The organism is Delftia sp. (assembly GCF_059499305.1).
Window position 1 is genome coordinate 1 of record NZ_JCABYI010000020.1, and the last position, 18,128, is coordinate 18,128.

Annotated in this window: 19 protein-coding genes and 1 pseudogene; 17 read left to right on the plus strand and 3 right to left on the minus strand. The window is 61.5% G+C overall.

Annotated features, from left to right (window positions below; translation table 11 throughout):
• The 7 genes and pseudogenes from AC5I49_RS10785 to AC5I49_RS10815 form a co-directional block, all read left to right on the plus strand.
• A partial coding sequence (locus tag AC5I49_RS10785) for an RHS repeat-associated core domain-containing protein (protein WP_495789293.1) occupies positions 1 to 649 on the plus strand: 649 nt, incomplete at its 5' end.
• A gap of 504 nt (positions 650 to 1,153) precedes the next feature.
• Positions 1,154 to 1,360, plus strand: a pseudogene (locus AC5I49_RS10790) (RHS domain-containing protein); the annotation flags it as partial.
• Positions 1,361 to 1,365: 5 nt separating this feature from the next.
• Entirely contained in the window at positions 1,366 to 1,791 is a 426-nt protein-coding gene (locus tag AC5I49_RS10795) for a DUF6896 domain-containing protein (RefSeq protein WP_495789294.1), read from the plus strand.
• Positions 1,792 to 2,277: 486 nt separating this feature from the next.
• A complete protein-coding gene (locus AC5I49_RS10800) occupies positions 2,278 to 2,526 on the plus strand; it encodes a hypothetical protein (protein WP_495789295.1) in 249 nt (82 codons plus the stop codon).
• 154 nt (positions 2,527 to 2,680) lie between these two features.
• The gene (locus tag AC5I49_RS10805) at positions 2,681 to 3,424 is read left to right on the plus strand and encodes a hypothetical protein (protein ID WP_495789296.1); all 744 of its coding nucleotides are present in this window, start codon (positions 2,681 to 2,683) and stop codon (positions 3,422 to 3,424) included.
• Between the two features lie 213 nt (positions 3,425 to 3,637).
• Entirely contained in the window at positions 3,638 to 3,871 is a 234-nt protein-coding gene (locus AC5I49_RS10810) for a hypothetical protein (RefSeq protein WP_495789297.1), read from the plus strand.
• Positions 3,872 to 4,045: 174 nt separating this feature from the next.
• Complete coding sequence (locus AC5I49_RS10815; protein WP_495789298.1) at positions 4,046 to 4,447, plus strand: hypothetical protein; 402 nt, start codon at positions 4,046 to 4,048, stop codon at positions 4,445 to 4,447.
• A gap of 19 nt (positions 4,448 to 4,466) precedes the next feature.
• Here AC5I49_RS10815 and AC5I49_RS10820 read toward each other — a convergent pair whose 3' ends face one another.
• Together AC5I49_RS10820 and AC5I49_RS10825 are read right to left on the minus strand one after the other, a co-directional pair.
• Positions 4,467 to 5,213 (minus strand): enolase, encoded by a 747-nt coding sequence (locus tag AC5I49_RS10820; RefSeq protein WP_495789299.1) that lies wholly within the window; start codon positions 5,211 to 5,213, stop codon positions 4,467 to 4,469.
• Positions 5,210 to 5,464 (minus strand): DUF7661 family protein, encoded by a 255-nt coding sequence (locus AC5I49_RS10825; RefSeq protein ID WP_017407498.1) that lies wholly within the window; start codon positions 5,462 to 5,464, stop codon positions 5,210 to 5,212. Before AC5I49_RS10825 ends, AC5I49_RS10820 begins: the two co-directional genes overlap by 4 nt.
• A 187-nt stretch (positions 5,465 to 5,651) precedes the next feature.
• Here AC5I49_RS10825 and AC5I49_RS10830 point away from each other — a divergent pair, with 187 nt between their 5' ends.
• From AC5I49_RS10830 to AC5I49_RS10860, 7 genes are all read left to right on the plus strand, one after another.
• Entirely contained in the window at positions 5,652 to 8,000 is a 2,349-nt protein-coding gene (locus AC5I49_RS10830; protein WP_495789300.1) for a bifunctional salicylyl-CoA 5-hydroxylase/oxidoreductase, read from the plus strand.
• Between the two features lie 159 nt (positions 8,001 to 8,159).
• On the plus strand, positions 8,160 to 8,963 hold the full coding sequence (locus AC5I49_RS10835) for an SDR family NAD(P)-dependent oxidoreductase (protein WP_495789301.1): 804 nt from the start codon (positions 8,160 to 8,162) through the stop codon (positions 8,961 to 8,963).
• Positions 8,964 to 9,005: 42 nt separating this feature from the next.
• Positions 9,006 to 9,863 (plus strand): enoyl-CoA hydratase family protein, encoded by an 858-nt coding sequence (locus AC5I49_RS10840; RefSeq protein ID WP_016450632.1) that lies wholly within the window; start codon positions 9,006 to 9,008, stop codon positions 9,861 to 9,863.
• Positions 9,864 to 9,865: 2 nt separating this feature from the next.
• Complete coding sequence (locus tag AC5I49_RS10845) at positions 9,866 to 11,035, plus strand: acyl-CoA dehydrogenase family protein (RefSeq protein WP_495789302.1); 1,170 nt, start codon at positions 9,866 to 9,868, stop codon at positions 11,033 to 11,035.
• Between the two features lie 41 nt (positions 11,036 to 11,076).
• Entirely contained in the window at positions 11,077 to 12,717 is a 1,641-nt protein-coding gene (locus tag AC5I49_RS10850) for an AMP-binding protein (protein WP_160853780.1), read from the plus strand.
• A gap of 9 nt (positions 12,718 to 12,726) precedes the next feature.
• Entirely contained in the window at positions 12,727 to 13,179 is a 453-nt protein-coding gene (locus tag AC5I49_RS10855; protein WP_016450635.1) for an acyl-CoA thioesterase, read from the plus strand.
• A gap of 4 nt (positions 13,180 to 13,183) precedes the next feature.
• Entirely contained in the window at positions 13,184 to 13,588 is a 405-nt protein-coding gene (locus AC5I49_RS10860) for a RidA family protein (RefSeq protein ID WP_016450636.1), read from the plus strand.
• A gap of 66 nt (positions 13,589 to 13,654) precedes the next feature.
• Here the strand turns inward: AC5I49_RS10860 and AC5I49_RS10865 are convergent, their stop codons facing one another.
• A complete protein-coding gene (locus AC5I49_RS10865) occupies positions 13,655 to 13,933 on the minus strand; it encodes an H-NS histone family protein (protein ID WP_016450637.1) in 279 nt (92 codons plus the stop codon).
• Between the two features lie 766 nt (positions 13,934 to 14,699).
• Here AC5I49_RS10865 and AC5I49_RS10870 point away from each other — a divergent pair.
• From AC5I49_RS10870 to AC5I49_RS10880, 3 genes are all read left to right on the plus strand, one after another.
• Positions 14,700 to 15,314, plus strand: a complete 615-nt coding sequence (locus tag AC5I49_RS10870) for a TetR/AcrR family transcriptional regulator (RefSeq protein WP_016450638.1) — start codon at positions 14,700 to 14,702, stop codon at positions 15,312 to 15,314.
• Positions 15,315 to 15,446: 132 nt separating this feature from the next.
• Complete coding sequence (locus AC5I49_RS10875) at positions 15,447 to 15,800, plus strand: hypothetical protein (protein ID WP_016454673.1); 354 nt, start codon at positions 15,447 to 15,449, stop codon at positions 15,798 to 15,800.
• A gap of 117 nt (positions 15,801 to 15,917) precedes the next feature.
• Positions 15,918 to 18,122, plus strand: coding sequence for a TonB-dependent siderophore receptor (locus tag AC5I49_RS10880; protein WP_209673058.1), 2,205 nt, complete (start codon positions 15,918 to 15,920; stop codon positions 18,120 to 18,122).
• Positions 18,123 to 18,128: the final 6 nt, after the last annotated feature.

Consider the following 18,128-nt stretch of genomic DNA (forward strand, 5'->3'; position numbering starts at 1 on the left):
AACGGGGCTGTATTACAACCGGCATCGGTATTACGATCCGGTGGTGGGGAGTTATATCAATCAGGATCTGATTGGGTTGAATGGAGGAACGAACATATCAGTGTATGCGCCAGATCCATTGCAATGGATTGATCCACTGGGATTAGTGAGGTGGGCTGATGCAGTGAATAATGGGTTAGGAATTTTAGGGAACGCGGGCGGTGCAATCGTTGGCGGCGCCTTGCTGGCGGCACCAGAGCCGACCCTGGTAACAAAAGTGGCTGGATCTGCCGTGCTTTCAAAATCTGTATATGGTTTTGGTGCAAGCTGGTATGGATTTACAAGAGCCTTGAGCGATGACCCAAGCTACGATATACCGAGCGATCAATCTTCATTGCCTCGTGCACTCGTTTGTGCTGCTGGATGCAATGATGCAGGCAGAGGGGTTGCAGATGTGATGGATTTAAGCTTGGATTTGGCTGTTGGAAAGATTCCAGTTAATAATAAAATAAAACTACCAATAAAATGGGGCATGGATGTGGACCCACCATGGAAACAGCCTGTCAGCAGTATGTTCACTCCCCGGCAAAACACTGCTCTGGATGTATTGCAAGGAGCGACTGCTGCGCAAAGCATGATGAACTCCGGGTCGTCCATTTGCAAGAAATAGAAATCAATGAAAATAGATCATAAATCATCTTTAGTGCATTTTGAAAAATATTCAGATATATACGCTGGACTTGTATCTATTCTAATGAATTTAATGCTAGTTATTAATTTATTCGAGAATAGTGTAAGTTTATTATTTAGTTTCTTGTTTTACATTTTTTGTGGATTGTATATATTTGGCGCAGGCTCAAGGGAACTAAGAAGAAAAAATACTAGAGGTTATTTCATTTTCTTTTTATTCTATTTAATTCCGTATTTCTTCTCTGGTGTATTTTGTTTATATTTTGCATTATTTAATAATGCTTAAAAACCCGCGAAGAATTCAAAATATCAATAAGCGTGCAATGATATTTTTATTCAAGTAGTGGCAAAATATGCCTGCACTACACCCAGAATCGTAGCTGCAGACACCTTGGCCCTGCTGGGGCTAGCAGTTCCAATGTGCCACGCACATTCATGCAATATATGTAGATGCAACTGCAGAGAAAAAAGAGAACAGCAATAGCGCATCGCCATCTATCACTACCGCTGCGACCGCCTGGGCACACCCATGGCCCTGACCGACCAGACCGGCCAGGTGACCTGGGCCGTAAAGCTGGACCCTTGGGGCAATGTGCTGCAGGAATACAACCCGCAAGGCATCCACCAGGCGATGCGGCTGCCGGGGCAGGCTCAAGACGCCGCCGCTGCTCGTTCAAATAGAACAAGGTATTGATTATGGTAGATTATTCCCTTATCAAAAATATCGCTTTTGGCATAAAAAAATATGTAGAAAAACAGGAGATTCTACATCTTTCTTTCATGAGAACCCATAGTGATCTTGTGAAGCTGTCAAATATAGAATTTCTTCCTCGTAGCGGATTTGTTTTTGATGAGGAAATGAATAAATGGGAATTTAAAAAGCATGGGTGTGGTTATGAATTTTCTCATGAAGGTACGTTTATTGATATAAATGATTATTTCCTGTCGAATGGAGATTTTTTTAGCGCAAATAGATTATTCTTCTATTTCAAATCGATTAAATTTAATTTCAAAAACCAAGATGCAGACGATGCGATTAAATCTGCCTTGATTTATTTGGAATCTACAGGAGAGATCGTGAAGGTGCTGCCAACGGGGTATTATAAATTTCTTTCATCTTAATGCTGCTATTAATTTAATAAATAATTTTTGAAAATATTATTTATTTCGCATCAATAAAATTTAATGAGAATAAATTATATTGACTAATGATGATATTAATTTTGGGTAATTGGTCTTGTATTAGTGACATGTCAGAGTGAAGCAAACAGCCCCACGGTATTTGCGGAAGGAAGGCCTGGTCCCGGCATCTGGCCCGGGTGTTCATGAACTGCAAGCGGTGAGGGCTTGGCATGGCTGATGAAGCCGGTAAAAGTGATGTACTGAATCCCTATGGACTCAACCCGAACTCGGGCAAGCCCATGCCCTGTGCCAGATGGTTCCTGGCGGACAGCCTTTTGCCCAATAAATGGGCAATTGTCCGTTCCAATGGGAAGAATTTTTGGTCACGAAGGTGGTTCCTTAGGAGCAGGGGCACCGCTAAACAGTATTAGGATATCAGTTCGATCAGGAAAAAAAGAATTGATAACGACATATCCTGATTGAATTATGAAAGTATTCGAAACCATTGAATGTACAAACTGCAGGCAAGATAAATTAATTATCTCGAAAAATACAGATACGGGAAAACTTTATTTGTATTGTAGCGAATGCTTTGCTGCGTGGAATTCAATTGAAGAAGTTGCCGAAAAAAATCGCATGTTTATTGATCTAGATGGGAATTCAGAAGACCCTAGCTACGAAGAAATATTAGCTAATGGATGGGATTTATTTGTATCTAGGATAATTGAGGTTTAATTTTCTGAAAATAGTCATTAAGGTGGATATATTTACTTCAGATTAAAAATACAATTGCTATTGACTATGGCGTGGTTATTGGTTAAATAGTATTTGATAAATATTATTGCTTTCTATTTTCTCTAGTTCATAATCCAAGGAAAATGGCAATCTCATGAATGGTAAAATCTCTGTCTTACCAAAAGCTCTCACGGAGCAGCTTGGTACCCAGAGTCGCCTGGAGTGGCTGCTCCTCCTGCCTTATTTGGATAATGTTCCTTCAGATGTTATTTTTCAACACCTGAGCGAAAGTATTTATCATTTCAGTTCTGCAGAAAATGGATTGACACTTGCCGTGCAATGTCTGAATCCAACGGCTGCTGAAGAGAGTTTGAAATGGGGGCTGCAGAGTTTTACTTTGGATGCATATTCCTGGCAGGGCCCTTGGTTTCAAAACACCAAGCCTAGAGACATTGAACCAGAGAGCTTGATGCAGTTGTTGAGTCCTTCTCCCGACGAAGTGATGCATATGCACCCCATGCTGTGCTTCCCCATCGAAGGAAAGGGAGGGCAGACATGGGGTGTAGTGGCCACCTTCGATCAACAAAACAGGCTGAGTACTTTCAGCCTGGTGCATTCTGGAGAATGGCGGGAAGCGGCGCCTATTCCGCAACCTGAGCAAGCCAGTGCAGTGCCTGTTGAAACGCCTACACGCAGATCATTGACTTGCCGCTCTGGAGCAAGAACACCCGAATCCGGCATCTGGGAGGGGCGACTGCCTTCTGACCATCCCCGAGCCCACATACTGGCAGATGCGCCGCACAGGTTTGTCTACAAACGCGCAGGTGATGCGATGGGGATATTAGGTCTTGCACCGTTTGATGAAGCAACGGTGGTTTGGACTTGGCTACGAGCCTAGTGCTACTCACAATCGGCGGGTAACAGGATAGGAAGATATTGAGATGCCTCGCTTGAAATATCCTGAAATGAGGATGGAGCTGCTAGGATATCTGAGGAAACTCAAGGATTTGAATTATCAAATGAAAGTCTGGGTGAATCATGATTTCCCTGCAGACGTTCAATACGACCATCTTGATTTGGCCACACATTTCATTTTTTGACGATACTGATCTTGGCAGTGATGCTAGTATGGCGATCGGTGAAATTCTTCTCGATGAGCAGGAGCATCACTGATTGGCAGTTGGTAGATGCCATCAATGCTGTCTTTGAGGCGTACGGCACGGACATGCCGAACAGCTTCTACATGCAAGTTGGCGAATGGACGAGAGTGGTGGCATATGCCGAAAGGGCGTTCGATTGTCTGGAGGGGAGCAACGCCGCTGGCTGCCCCGAGCCGCTGGATTGACACGGGCATGCCTGCCAGCCGACTAGCCCGGGCAAGACCATGGCTGATCGTGATGTCCAGTGGGTGGTGAAGACTACCGTACCGTTTCCCGGTTCGTGGAACAGCAAGATGTTTTCCACTGGTAGCCCGCCCCCAAACCTGCCGGACAATCCATGGAAACCAAGGCACCGTTCCATGACACCTTCAACCCCCCTTCCCGAACCCGAATTGAGAGCCTTCGCCGCAGCGGCGGCCGAGCAGCAGCGATGCGCGGACTGCGCTGTGCTGTGGAGGCCGGGCTGGGAGTCCTTGTCGGGTGCGGACAAGACTTCGCATCTGCAGCAGATTGGTGCGCTGGGCACGCCGGAGACACGGGAATTGCTTGATGAATACCACCCACAGGGCACGAACCAGTGGTCGCCGGATGCCCCCATCGCCCTGGGCTGGCACCCGTACAACCGCTGCACGCTCTGGCGCTGCCACCATTGCAATGCCGCCTTTCTGCGCTACACGGAGTACGGCGGCTACTACCAGGACGATCGCATCCGCCCGCTGCTGGCGCAACTGATCGTCACGCCCGAGCAGGGCCGCGTCTGAGCGGCGCTGCTCGGCCGGCTCAGGTCCAGTCGAAGGTGAACAGCACCGTGCGGCTGTTCGGCTCGTAGAACAGCAGGATGCTGTCCGCGCCCGTGGCGCACCAGTTGTAGCCGGCCACGTTGGCCACGTGGAAGAAGGGCTTGCCGTCGCGCGTGATGCGGATGCCGTCGTCTTCCAGTTCATCGCCCATGCCGGCGTTCTCCGCCTCGTCCAGCTGAAAGGCCGGGGGAATGGGCGGGTGGCTGGTCCAGTTGCCGTACCAGATGCCGCCGCCCAGGCTGTCCAGGTAGTCCTGCTCCACGGGCTCGCCCTTGCCGTAGCGCGAGTAGCTGGCCAGTCGGCCATGCTGGGCGTAGTAGGCACTGGCCTTGGCGTGGCTGGCCAGCATTTCGTCGGTGTGCTCGCAGGCGTAGGCGTCTTTGGTGAACTGGCCGCCATGCTGCGGCGCGCGCTGGAAGAAGCCTTCGTTGCCCAGGAAGCGGTAGCGGTTGTCGGGCGTCAGTTCCAGCGCAAACCAGTTGGGGGCGGTGAAGGCGTTGTGGTGGGCTTCGGTCTCATCGCCTATGCAGCCCTCGAAGGGCTCGACGGGGCACAGCATGTGGACCACGGTGCCGGCCAGTTCGGGCCGCACCAGGCCCAGGTCGATGGAGATCAGCGGCAGCAGGTGCTCGGCCAGCCAGGGCTGGTCGGCCACGAAGATGTCGGCGGCGGCGGGAAAGGGGGTGAGGCCCGGCTTCAGTTCGCGGACTTCGGTTTGCTGGGTCAAGAGGAACTCCTGGGTGAGGGGATGGTGGTGCCGGGGGTGATCTCGAAGATGTCCTGGTCCGATGCGGCCGCGCTCTCGTGATAGATGTCGTAGAGGTACTGCGCCAGTTCGGCGTGGGTGACATCGCAGGGAATGGCCAGCAGGGCGGGGGCGCGCTTGCCGTCGGCGCCGACGTTGAAGCAGCGCCACTGGGCCTGCGCGCGTTCGATGGCGATGATGCGGCCGAAGACATTGAACCGGTATTTTTCCAAGGGAGATCCTCCTGGCGATCCGGCATCGTAGCGGCTGTCGAGGAGCTCATGCGTGTTCTCCCTAGGTTCGTGCCGGCGTTTCGTCTATATATTTCAAACCTAAACTATTCAGGCTTAAAGTTCTTGGGCCTGGATTCTGAACCTGGGGCGTCCTGTGCCGTCGCCCTGCGAGAAAAGGGTTTGCGGTATGAAGATCGTCTGTATCGGTGGAGGTCCCGCCGGCCTGTACTTCGGCCTGCTGATGAAGCTGCAGGACCCCGCCAACGAGGTCACGGTGGTGGAGCGCAACCGGCCCTACGACACCTTTGGCTGGGGCGTGGTGTTCTCGGACGCCACCATGGACAACCTGCGCGAGGCCGATCAGGTGTCGGCCCGCACGATTGGCGACGCCTTCAACCACTGGGACGATATCGACATCCACTTCAAGGGACGGAGCCTGCGCAGCAGCGGCCATGGCTTCATCGGCATAGGCCGCAAGAAGCTGCTCAACATCCTGCAGGCGCGCTGCGAGGACGTGGGCGTGAAGCTGGTGTTCGAGAACTTCGTGCAGGACGACCAGGCGATGGCGCGCGAGTACGATGCCGACCTGGTCATCGCCTCGGACGGCATCAACAGCCAGGTGCGCACGCGCTATGCCGATACCTTTCGGCCCGATATCGACCAGCGCCGCTGCCGCTTCGTGTGGCTGGGCACGACCAAGGTGTTCGATGCCTTCACCTTCGCCTTCGTGCAGACCGAGCACGGCTGGTTCCAGGCCCATGCCTACCGCTATGAAGACGGCATGTCCACCTTCATCGTGGAGACGCCCGAGGAGACCTGGCAGGCCGCCGGCATAGAGCAGATGAGCCAGGAAGAGGGAATTGCCTATTGCGAAAAACTGTTCGCCCCCTGGCTGGACGGCCATGCCCTGGTCAGCAATGCCACGCACCTGCGCGGCTCGGCCATCTGGATCCGCTTTCCGCGCGTGATCTGCAATACCTGGGTGCACTGGAATGCGCTGGACACGCTGCGCGGCCCGCGCAGCGTGCCCGTGGTGCTGATGGGCGATGCGGCGCACACGGCGCATTTCTCGATTGGCTCGGGCACCAAGCTGGCGCTGGAGGATGCGATCGAGCTGGCGCGCAGCCTGCGGTCTGCGGGGGGCATCGAGGCCGGCCTGCGCCACTACGAAGAGGTGCGCAGCGTGGAGGTGCTCAAGATCCAGAACGCGGCGCGCAATTCCACGGAATGGTTCGAGAACGTGGAGCGCTATGCGGGCCTGGAGCCGGAGCAGTTCGCCTATTCGCTGCTGACGCGCTCGCAGCGCATCTCGCACGAGAACCTGCGCCTGCGCGATGCCGCCTGGCTGCAGGGCTTCGAGCGCTGGATTGCCGAGCATGCGGGCGAGACCGTGCCCGAAGGCCGCCGCCCGCCCATGCCCATGCTCACGCCCTACCAGGCGCGCGGCCTGCGGCTGAAGAACCGCATCGTGGTCTCGCCCATGGCCATGTATTCCTGCACCGACGGCGTGCCTGGCGACTTCCACCTGGTGCACCTGGGCGCGCGCGCCATGGGCGGCGCGGGCCTAGTGATGGTGGAGATGACCTGCACCTCGCCCGACGCGCGCATCACGCCCGGCTGCCCCGGGCTGTGGAACGACGAGCAGGCGCAGGCCTTTGGGCGCATCGTTGATTTTGTGCACGCGCAGGGCGGGGCGCACATTGGTATGCAGCTGGGGCATGCGGGCCGCAAGGGTTCCACCCAACTGGGCTGGCAGCAGATCGACCATCCGCTGGAGCAGGGCAACTGGCCGCTGCTGTCGGCGTCGGCACTGCCGTACTTGGAGGGGCTCTCGCAAGTGCCCCGCGCCATGACCCGCGCCGACATGGACCGCGTGCGCGAGGACTTCGTGGCCGCCACGCGGCGCGCCGCGGCAGCGGGATTTGACTGGCTGGAGCTGCACTGCGCGCACGGCTATCTGCTGTCCAGCTTCATCTCGCCGCTGACCAACCGGCGCGACGACGAATACGGCGGCAGCCTGGACAACCGCCTGCGCTTTCCGCTGGAGGTGTTCAAGGCGGTGCGTGCAGCCTGGCCGCAGGACCGGCCCATGTCAGTGCGCATCTCGGCCCATGACTGGGTGGAGGGCGGCATCACGCCCGACGATGCGGTGGAGATCGCACGCCGCTTCAAGGCGGCGGGCGCCGACATGATCGATTGCTCCTCGGGCCAGGTCAGCCCCGACCAGAAGCCGGTGTACGGCCGCATGTACCAGACGCCGTTTGCCGACCGTGTCCGCAACGAGGCCGGCATACCGACCATTGCCGTGGGCGCCATCTTCGAGGCCGACCATGCCAACGCCATCATCGCCTCGGGCCGGGCCGACCTGTGCGCGCTGGCGCGTCCGCACCTGGCCGATGCCGCCTGGACGCTGCGCGAGGCCGCACGCCTGGGCGCCCACGATGTGGACTGGCCGAACCAGTACCAGCCCGGCAAGCGCCAGTTGGAAACCAACTTCGAACGCGCCGCCGCCATGGCGCAGTTGGACGCGAAATGAAACTACACCCCCTGAGTCGCTTCGCGCCTTCCCCCTCTCTCGCTTCGCGGGAGGGGGACGACACCGTCGGTGCGGGGCGGCCCTTCCTCGGCGTCCCTCGCTGTGTGGCGCGCCGGTTTCATAGGTTGCGGGTGGCTCGCATCGCCACGGGTGATTGAAATGACCATATCTTTGAATCTTCTTGAAGGGCGCCATGCCCTGGTGACGGGCGGGGCGCGCGGCATAGGCCTGGCCTGCGCGCGGGCGCTGCTGGCGCGCGGCGCGCGGGTCACGCTGCTGGGACGCGATGGTACTGCGCTGGAGGCTGCCGTGCGCGAGCTGGGCGGCACGGCACCGGCAGCACAGATGGTGCAGTCCGTGCAGGCGGATATTGCCGACGAGGACTCGGTGCGCCAGGCCTTCGCGCAGGCCGAGGCGGCCTTCGGCCCCGTGCAGGTGCTGGTCAACAACGCAGGCCAGGCCAGTAGCCAGAAGTTCGAGCGCACCGATGCCGCACTGTGGCAGGCGATGCTGGCCGTCAATCTCACAGGCACCTTCCACTGCATGCAGGCCGCGCTGCCGGGCATGCTGTCTGCGCGCTGGGGCCGCATCATCAATGTGGCCAGCACGGCAGGGCTGATCGGCTATGCCTATGTCAGCGCCTATTGCGCGGCCAAGCATGGCGTGATCGGCCTCACGCGCTCGCTGGCGCTGGAGACGGCGGGCAAGGGCGTCACGGTGAACGCGGTCTGCCCCGGCTATACCGAGACCGACATCGTGCGCGGCGCCGTGGCCAACATCATGGACAAGACCGGCATGGCGGCGGATGAGGCCCGCGCCAGGCTGGCCGAACGCAACCCGCAGGGCCGCCTGGTCCAGCCCGAGGAAGTGGCCGAGACCGTGGCCTGGCTGGCCCTGCCGGCGTCCGCCTCGGTCAACGGCCAGTCCATTGCCGTCGATGGCGGCGAGGTGATGACCGGCTGAACCCGGTCCACCCCCGTTTTCTGAATTCTTGATGGAGACACCATGAGCACCCAGCCCGAAGAACACAGCATGAAGCACCACAAGCGCCCCCTGGCCGGCTACGAGGCCAGGACCTTTGTGTGGCAGGTATCGGCCGACGGCAAGATCGGCACCATCACCCTGAACCGGCCCGAGCGCAAGAACCCGCTGACCTTCGGCTCCTATGCCGAGCTGCGAGACCTGTTCCGCGCCCTGGTCTATGCCACCGACATCAAGGCCGTGGTGGTCACGGGCGCGGGCGGCAATTTCTGCTCGGGCGGCGATGTGCACGAGATCATCGGCCCGCTCACCAAGATGAGCATGCCCGAGCTGCTGGACTTCACGCGCATGACGGGCGACCTGATCAAGGCCATGCGCGCCTGCCCGCAGCCCATCGTGGCGGCCGTGGACGGCATCTGCGCGGGCGCGGGCGCCATGGTCGCGCTGGCGGCCGACATGCGCCTGGGCACGCCGGCCGCGCGCACGGCGTTTCTCTTCACCCGCGTGGGTCTGGCCGGTGCCGACATGGGCGCATGCACGCTGCTGCCGCGCATGATCGGCCAGGGCCGCGCCTCCGAGCTGCTGTACACGGGCCGCGCCATGACGGCCGAGGAGGGCGCTGCCTGGGGCTTCTTCAATGCATTGCACAGCCCCGAGCAGATCGGCGAAGCCGCCCACGCGCTGGCCGCCCAGCTGGCCGCCGGCCCCACCTTTGCCCATGGCGTGACCAAGAAGCTGCTGCACCAGGAATGGAACATGGGCGTGGACGAGGCCATCGAGGCCGAAGCCGAGGCCCAGGCCATCTGCATGCAGACGCGCGACTTCCACCGCGCCTACGAGGCCTTCGTGGCCAAGCAAAAGCCCGTCTTCGAAGGAAACTGAAAATGCGTGATTCCTCCTGGCTGGACTGGCCTTTCTTCGATGACGCCCACCGCACGCTGGCGCATGAGGCCGATGCCTGGTGCGCCCAATCCCTGGGCGATGTGGACCACCACGATGCCGATGCAGCCTGCCGCCAACTGGTGAAGGCCCTGGGCCAGGCCGGCTGGCTGCGCTATGCCGTGCCGTCCGGCCCCGGCGGCGCCTGGGGCGGGGCCTTGCCCGAGGTGGACTCGCGTGCGGTCTGCATCCTGCGCGAGACCCTGGCCCGCCATGAAGGCCTGGCCGACTTCGCCTTTGCCATGCAGGGGCTGGGCAGCGGTGCGATATCGCTCATGGGGTCGGACGCGCTGCGCCAGCGCTACCTGCCACGCGTGGCGCGTGGCGAGGCCATTGCGGCCTTTGCGCTGTCCGAGCCCGATGCCGGCTCCGACGTGGCCGCCATGGCCTGCGAGGCGCGGCTCGAAGGCGACCACTATGTGCTCAACGGTGCCAAGACCTGGATCTCCAACGGCGGCATTGCCGACTTCTACTGCGTGTTCGCCCGCACGGGCGAGGCGCCGGGGGCGCGCGGCATCAGCGCCTTCGTGGTCGATGCGGACACGCCGGGCTTCTCGATTGGCGAGCGCATCGAGCTGATCGCGCCGCACCCGCTGGCCACCATCCGCTTCGACAACTGCCGCATACCCGCGTCGCAGCGCCTGGGCGAGCCGGGGCAGGGCTTCAAGCTGGCCATGATGACGCTGGACATCTTCCGCGCCTCGGTGGCCGCCGCCGCACTGGGCTTTGCGCGCCGCGCGCTGGACGAAGGCCTGGCACGCGCCAAGTCGCGCCGCATGTTCGGCCAGACCCTGGGCGACCTGCAACTGACCCAGGCCGCGCTGGGCGACATGGACACGGCCATCGACGCATCGGCCCTGCTGACCTACCGCGCCGCCTGGATGCGCGATGTGAAGAAGACGCGCACCACGCGCGAGGCGGCCATGGCCAAGATGACGGCCACTGAATCGGCCCAGGCCGTGATCGACCGCGCGCTGCAGATGTTCGGCGGGGCGGGCGTGGTCTCGGGCATGCCGGTGGAGACGCTGTACCGCGAGATCCGCGCGCTGCGCATCTACGAGGGCGCGACCGAGGTGCAGAAACTCATCATCGCGCGCGAGCTGCTCAAGGCCTGAGCGGCAGGCTGCCCATTCAACGCAAAGCCAGGGAACATCGCATGCAAGCCTCCGCCCACATCGATACTTTCGCCCGGGACCATCTGCCGCCGCCCGACCAATGGCCCGAGTTCCTGCTCGACGGGCCGGACGTGGCCTATCCCGAACGCCTGAACTGCGCGGCCGAACTGGTCGATGCCATGGTGGCGCGCGGCCAGGGCGGGCGCGTTGCCCTGCGCTGGAGGCAGGGCGCGGACCAGGCCGCCATGACCTATGCCGAACTGCAGGCGCTGACCAACCGCATCGCCCATGTGCTGGTGGAAGACCTGCAGCTGGTGCCCGGCAACCGGCTGCTGCTGCGCGGCCCCAACAACGCCATGATGGCCGCGTCCTGGCTGGCCGCCATCAAGGCCGGGCTGGTGACGGTGCCCACCATGCCGCTGCTGCGCGCCAAGGAGCTGCAGCAGATCATCGCCAAGGCCCAGGTGCAGGCCGTGCTGTGCGATGTGCGCCTCAAGGACGAGGTGCAGCTGTGCCTGCAGCCCGGCCATGAACACCATTGCCCGGACCTCTCGCGCGTGCTGTATTTCAACGACGGCGCAGCCGATGCGTTGGACGCCCTGGCCGCAGCCAAGCCCGACACCTTCGCCTGCTGCGATACATCGGCGGACGATGTCTGCCTGATCGCCTTCACCAGCGGCACCACGGGCGCGCCCAAGGGCTGCATGCATTTCCACCGCGACGTGCTGGCCATGTGCGACCTGTTCCCGCGCCATGTGATCCGGCCGGGCCCGGACGACATCTTCTGCGGCACGCCGCCGCTGGCCTTCACCTTTGGCCTGGGCGGGCTGCTGTGCTTTCCGCTGCGCGTGGGCGCCAGCACCGTGCTGGCCGAAAAGCTCACGCCCGAAGGGCTGCTGCAGGTGGTGCAGGATTTCCGCGCCACCATCGTCTTCACCGCGCCCACCTTCTACCGGCAGATGGCGGCGCAGGCAGCGCGCTTCGACCTGTCGTCGCTCAGGAAAAGCGTGTCGGCCGGTGAGGCCCTGCCGGACGCCACGCGCCAGCTGTGGAAGCAGGCCACGGGCATCGAGATGATCGACGGCATCGGCGGCACCGAGCTCATCCACGTCTTCGTGTCCAGCCCGCCCGAGGAGGTGCGCGCGGGCGCCATCGGCAAGGTCGTGCCCGGCTACGTGGCCCAGGTGGTGGACGACGACATGCAGCCCGTGCCCGACGGCACGCCCGGCCGCCTGGCCATCAAGGGGCCGACCGGCTGCCGGTATCTTGCCGACGAGCGCCAGAAGCGCTTTGTGCAAAACGGCTGGAACCTGCCCGGCGACACCTTTGTGCGCGACTCCGACGGCTATCTGTTCTATCAGGCGCGCAATGACGACATGATCATCTCGGCTGGCTACAACATCGCCGGCCCCGAGGTGGAGGATGCGCTGCTGCGCCACGAGGCCGTGGCCGAATGCGGCGTGATCGGCGCGGCAGACGACGAGCGCGGCCAGGTGGTCAAGGCCTTTGTGGTGCTCAAGCCCGGCTTTGCGGCCGGCGACGACATGGCCGCCACGCTGCAGGCCTTCGTCAAGGCCAGCATTGCGCCCTACAAGTACCCGCGCGCCATTGTCTTCGTGCCGGCCCTGCCGCGCACCGAGACCGGCAAGCTGCAGCGATTCGTGCTGCGCAAGATGCCGTGAGCGCGCGCCATGGCCTCCGCCTTCGTCAGCCAGGTGCAGGTGCTGTTTCGCCATTGCGATCCGGCCGGCATCGTCTTTTACCCGCGCTATTTCGAAATGGTCAACGACCTGGTGGAGGAATGGTTCGACAGGGGAATGGGCCTGCCATTCCACACCCTGCATGTACAGCGCCAGGTGGGCACGCCCACGGTGTCGGTGCAATGCGATTTCACGGCGCCCAGCCGCTGGCACGACACGCTGCGCCAGGTATTGGAGGTGCGCCGCATCGGCGGGGCATCGTTCCAGTTCGATGTGCGTTTCGAGGGGCCGGACGGCCAGCGACGGCTGTCTGCGCGCATGACCATCGTCACCATGGATTTGCGCAGCATGAAGGCCACGCCACTGCCGGCCGATCTGCGCGAGCGCCTGCAGGCCTATCTGGTGCCGCAGGACGGTTTTACGGATTCAACGAGAACAGGATGAAGCAATGAAGACTCTGCAACCCCCGGACTGGCTGGCGCCCCGAGGCTATGCCAATGGCATCCTCACCGAAATGACGGTCGGCTCCCGGCTGGTGTTTGTCGGCGGGCAGATTGGCTGGAACGGCCAGCAGCAATTCGAGACGGACGACTTTGCCGGACAGGTGCGGCAGGCGCTGGCCAATATCGTCGCCATCCTCGCCGAAGGCGGCGCCAGGCCCGAGCACATCGTGCGCATGACCTGGTATGTGACCGACAAGCAGGAATACGTGGCGGCCTATCCGGCCATTGGAAAGCACTACCGCGAACTGATCGGGCGGCATTTCCCCGCCATGACGGCGGTGGAGGTGGCGGATCTGGTGGAAGACCGGGCCAAGGTGGAGATCGAGGTCACGGCGGTGGTGCCTGCATGACGCACCTCTGAGCATGTGCCCGCGCATGTGCGCCGCCGTGCGGGCGGGCCCATGCGCGGCAGGGACTCACTTGATTTCGAACAGGGTGCGGTCCTTGCCCAGGATCCAGTTCGGCGGCTTGCCGCGGCCGGTCCAGGTCTTGCCGGACTCGGGGTCCTGGTACTTGGCGGGGGCGCTCTTCTTGCCATCGGGCTTCCAGGGGAAGACCTGCTGTGCCGTGAAGCCAAACTCCCGGACCAGTTCCTGCACCGATGCCAGAGCCGCTTTGGACTCCAGCTTGCGGGCCTCGTCGATTTGCTGGTCGAGCAGTTTTTTCTGGGCAATCAGCTCTTGGTATGTAGTCATCTTGATAGAAGAATTTCTAAGTGCGGCTATTTGTCGAAAACTGCGCAGCAAGAACAACGACCCGGAACTCTTTACGCAATGGTCAAGGTTGGTGCATGTGCAGTGGGGGATGAAGATATCACCGTAAGTATAAATACTGATGATGTGAGCGTTCTATGGGGTGTAGACAGCTTCTTCTCATGCCTGGGCATATTCCGAGGCGATCCGCATTATATCCAGCAGCATCTTGATAACCGCCACTTTACAAAAGCTGTTGCGTCTTTGTTACATTTGCAGAGCATTGTGGTTGGCGCTTCCTCCTCTGGAGAGGGCGTGCTGGCATGCTTTTGCAGGGCAGCCGCGACGAGGTGATCGTACAAGTTCCCATTTCAGAACCGGTTGCGGGTGTTGATTTTGTTTCATCAATCGATTTTATTTGTCGATTTATAAAATAAATTACATGTGATTCGATTGTGCTATTTAATCTTGCGATTAACACGCGTTGTTTCATTTGTCTTGTCGATTGGCTGGATAGATTTTTTGTATTGCGAGGATTGAATTCCTGGCCGTGGTTTGAAATATCTTCCGCCGATATCGCGTAAATTCATGAGCCGTTGATTGCCAGGCCATTGCAGTCCCGGGAATGCCTTTGGGGCTGATTCTTCAGGCGCAGTTTCGCGGCCCGGCCATGCCCGCCAGGCAGCGGGCGCGTACCGAACGCTTGATTGGCGTGCCACCAACAGCCTGTTAGGATCGCCGCACTACAACGATCCACACCCTGGCAGACATGGCAAGAAGGCAGACCAGCGCCCACGACGGCAACGAGACCCGCGAGACCCTTCTCAAGCTGGCCGCCCGCACCTTCGGTGAGCAGGGCTACTCTGCCACCACCATGCGCAACATTGCCGAGCAGTCCGGGATCGAGGCCGCCAGCATCTACTACCACTTCGCCTCCAAGGAGGAGCTGGTGGACGAGGTCATGGAGCAGGGCGGCAACCGCATCATCAGCCAGCAGCAGGAGCGCCTTGCCGCGCTGGGCGCCGACGCCACGGCCGAGCAGCGTTTCCGCGCAGCCGTGCTGGGCCAGATGGCGGGCCTGATCAAGCATGGGGACTTCGCCCTTGCCCACGGCCGCCTGCTGGGCCAGTTGCCCGACAAGGTGCGCGAACGCCAGATCAAGCGCCGCGAGCGCCACCAGAAATTCTGGAGCGGCCTGCTCGAAGACCTGCGCGCCGAAGGCCGCCTGCGGGCCGATGCCGACATCCACCTGGCGCGCATCATGATCCTGGGCAGCATCAACTCCATACAGTCCTGGTTCAACCCCCGCAAGGGCTCGCTGGAGAAGGTGGCGGACCAGATCTGCGACATGTTCTTCCGGGGCGTGGGGCCCGCAGATCAATAGGCACAATGCGGGAAATCGCCAGTCGGCTGTCACATGCCTGTGCCATATTGCCGCGCTGTCTCCGGGGCCCGTGCTGAAAATGCCGGCGGACAGTTAACGATATTGAATTGTCAATAGTAAGATCGCCGTCTTATGCGTCTGCTTGTTTTGCGCCTGCTATTGCTGGCCGTGTTCTTCAACACGGCCATTGGCATGCCCCTGCACGGCGCAACGCATATCCGGCAGGCGGCGGCAGCGCCCGGCCAGGCGTTTGCCGGCCTGAACGGCTGCGAGGACAAGGCGCCGGCCGGTGAAAAGGCGGAAGCCGCGGAAGCCCTCTGCGTCTGGTGCATGGGCCATGCACCGCATGCGGCGGCCTGGCTGCCGCACTTCGGCCTGCCGCTGGCCGTGGCCGCACCGCCTGAGAGGGTGCCGCCGCGCACCGTGGGCGGCGCCATCCCCTCGCAGAACCGCTGGGCCTTTGCATCGCGCGACCCGCCGCGCTGAATCCGCAAGCACTTTTCTCCTTCTCTGCCGCCGGCACCCGTTGGTGCTGGCGGCATGTCCGTGTTTGCGCGCGCCGGCTTCTGATGCCGGCGGCATGCGCCCGTGCCCGTTTTCATCATGACTGCCTTCTCCATCCTCGCGAAGCCGCTCCCCGGCCTTCGTCCGCTGCCGCTTGCCCTGAGCGCTGCCGCTTTCTTCTCCACGCCCGTGTTGGCCCAGGGCCAGGAACAAACTGCGGCATCCGTGCCGTCAGCGCCGTCGGCGCCGTCGTCCCAGGAGCAGACCCTGCTGCCTGCCGTGGAAGTCGTGGGCCGCACGGCCTCGGGCGCCTATCACACCGATGAGGCGGCAGGCGCCAAGACCGACCTGCCGCTGCGCGAGCTGCCGCAGTCGGTGCGCGTGATCACGCGCCAGGCCATGGACGACCTGGGAGCCACCAAGCTGGACGATGTGCTGGACTATGTGGGCGGCGTCTCGCGCCAGAACAACTTTGGCGGCCTGTGGGACAACATCGTCATTCGCGGCCTGCCCGGCGATCAGAACGTGGGCATGGCCACCTTGTTCAACGGCTTTTCCTCGGGGCGCGGCTTCAACGCGCCGCGTGATCTGGCCGGCGTGGAGCGCATCGAGTTCCTCAAGGGCACGGCCGCTGCGCTCTACGGCAGCAGCGAGCCGGGCGGCACGCTGAACGTCGTCTCCAAGCGTCCGCTGTGGACGCCTTCGCATTCCGTGGAAGCCTATGCGGGCAGCTACGGGCTGCGGCGCGGCGCGCTCGACAGCACGGGGCCGATTGGCGAGAACTTTGCCTACCGGCTCAACATCGCCGTGGAGGACCGCGACAGCTTCCGCGACTTCGTGGGCGCCAGCCGCCAGGTGATTGCGCCGGCCTTCACCTGGAAGCTGGGGCGCGATACGGTGCTGGAGTACTCGGGCGAGCTGCTGCGCCACAAGACGCCGCTGGACCGTGGCGTGGTGGCCGTGGGCGACCGCCTGGGCGCCATCTCGCGCAGCCGCTTCCTGGGCGACCCGCGCGACGGCGATGTGACGGTGGAAAACCGCACGCACCAGTTCATCCTCTCGCATGAGTGGAGCGCGCAGTGGCGCAGCCGCCTGGGCCTGTCCTACCGCGAGACCTCGATCAACGGCTTTTCCACCGAACCCCATGCGCTGCTGGCCAATGGCGACCTGACGCGCCAGCGGCGTTTCCGCGACTACCAGTCCGACGATATCGCCGTGCAGGCCGAACTGCAGGGCACGGTGAAAACGGGCACCGTCGAACACGAGCTGCTGCTGGGCCTGGAGAGCTTTCGCTTCGACATGGATACGGTGATGCTGCGCGCCAACCCCACGGCGGCCAATCCCTATGCCATCAATATCTACAACCCCGTCTACGGCGGCACGCAACCCGTGCCCACGGCCAATACCGATACCTTCGAGCGCCAGCGCAACACGGCCTTCTACCTGCAGGACGCCATCAAGCTCTCGCCCCAGTGGCGCGTGGTGGCCGGCCTGCGCATGGACCGCTATGACCAGTCGCTGCACAACCGCCGCACGGGCGCGACCACGCAGCAGGACCCGACCTCGACCTCTCCGCGCCTGGGCCTGAGCTGGCTGCCGCTGCCGCAATGGACCTTCTATGCCAACGTGGGCCGCTCGTTCCGGCCCAACGTGGGCGTCGATGTGGCCGGCGCGGGCTTCAGTCCCGAATCCGGCCGCTCCATGGAGCTGGGCGCCAAGTGGGAAAGCGCCGACCGGCGCATGGGCGCCACGGCCGCGCTGTTCGACATCCGCAAGCGCAACGTGCTGACGGCCGACCCGGGCAACGCCGGCTACTCGGTCTCGGCCGGCGAGATCCGCAGCCGGGGGCTGGAGTTCGACTTTGCCGGCCAGGTCACGCAGCGTTGGCGCCTGAATGCGAGCCTGGTGCTCAACGACGTGGAGATCTCGCGCGACAACACGCTGGAAGTGGGCGGGCGCCTGCTCAACGTGCCCAAGGTCAACGGCAGCGTGCTGGCGGTCTACGAAAACGCCTTCTCCAACGGCCAGCGCTACGGCATTGGCGGCGGCGTCACCCGCGTGGGCAAGCGCCTGGGCCAGGCCCGCACGCAGGCCGAGGCCGACGCGGGCAAGGCGGCCTTCGATCTGCCCGGCTACACCACCGCCAAGCTGGTGGCCTACTGGCGCATCAGCCCCACGCTGCGCCTGACGCTGGACGTGGACAACCTCTTTGACAAGACCTACTACACCAGCTCGTACAGCCGGCTGTGGGTGACGCCGGGCACCGCCCGCACCGTCACCGTAGGCCTTCAAGCCAAGTTCTGAGCCCCG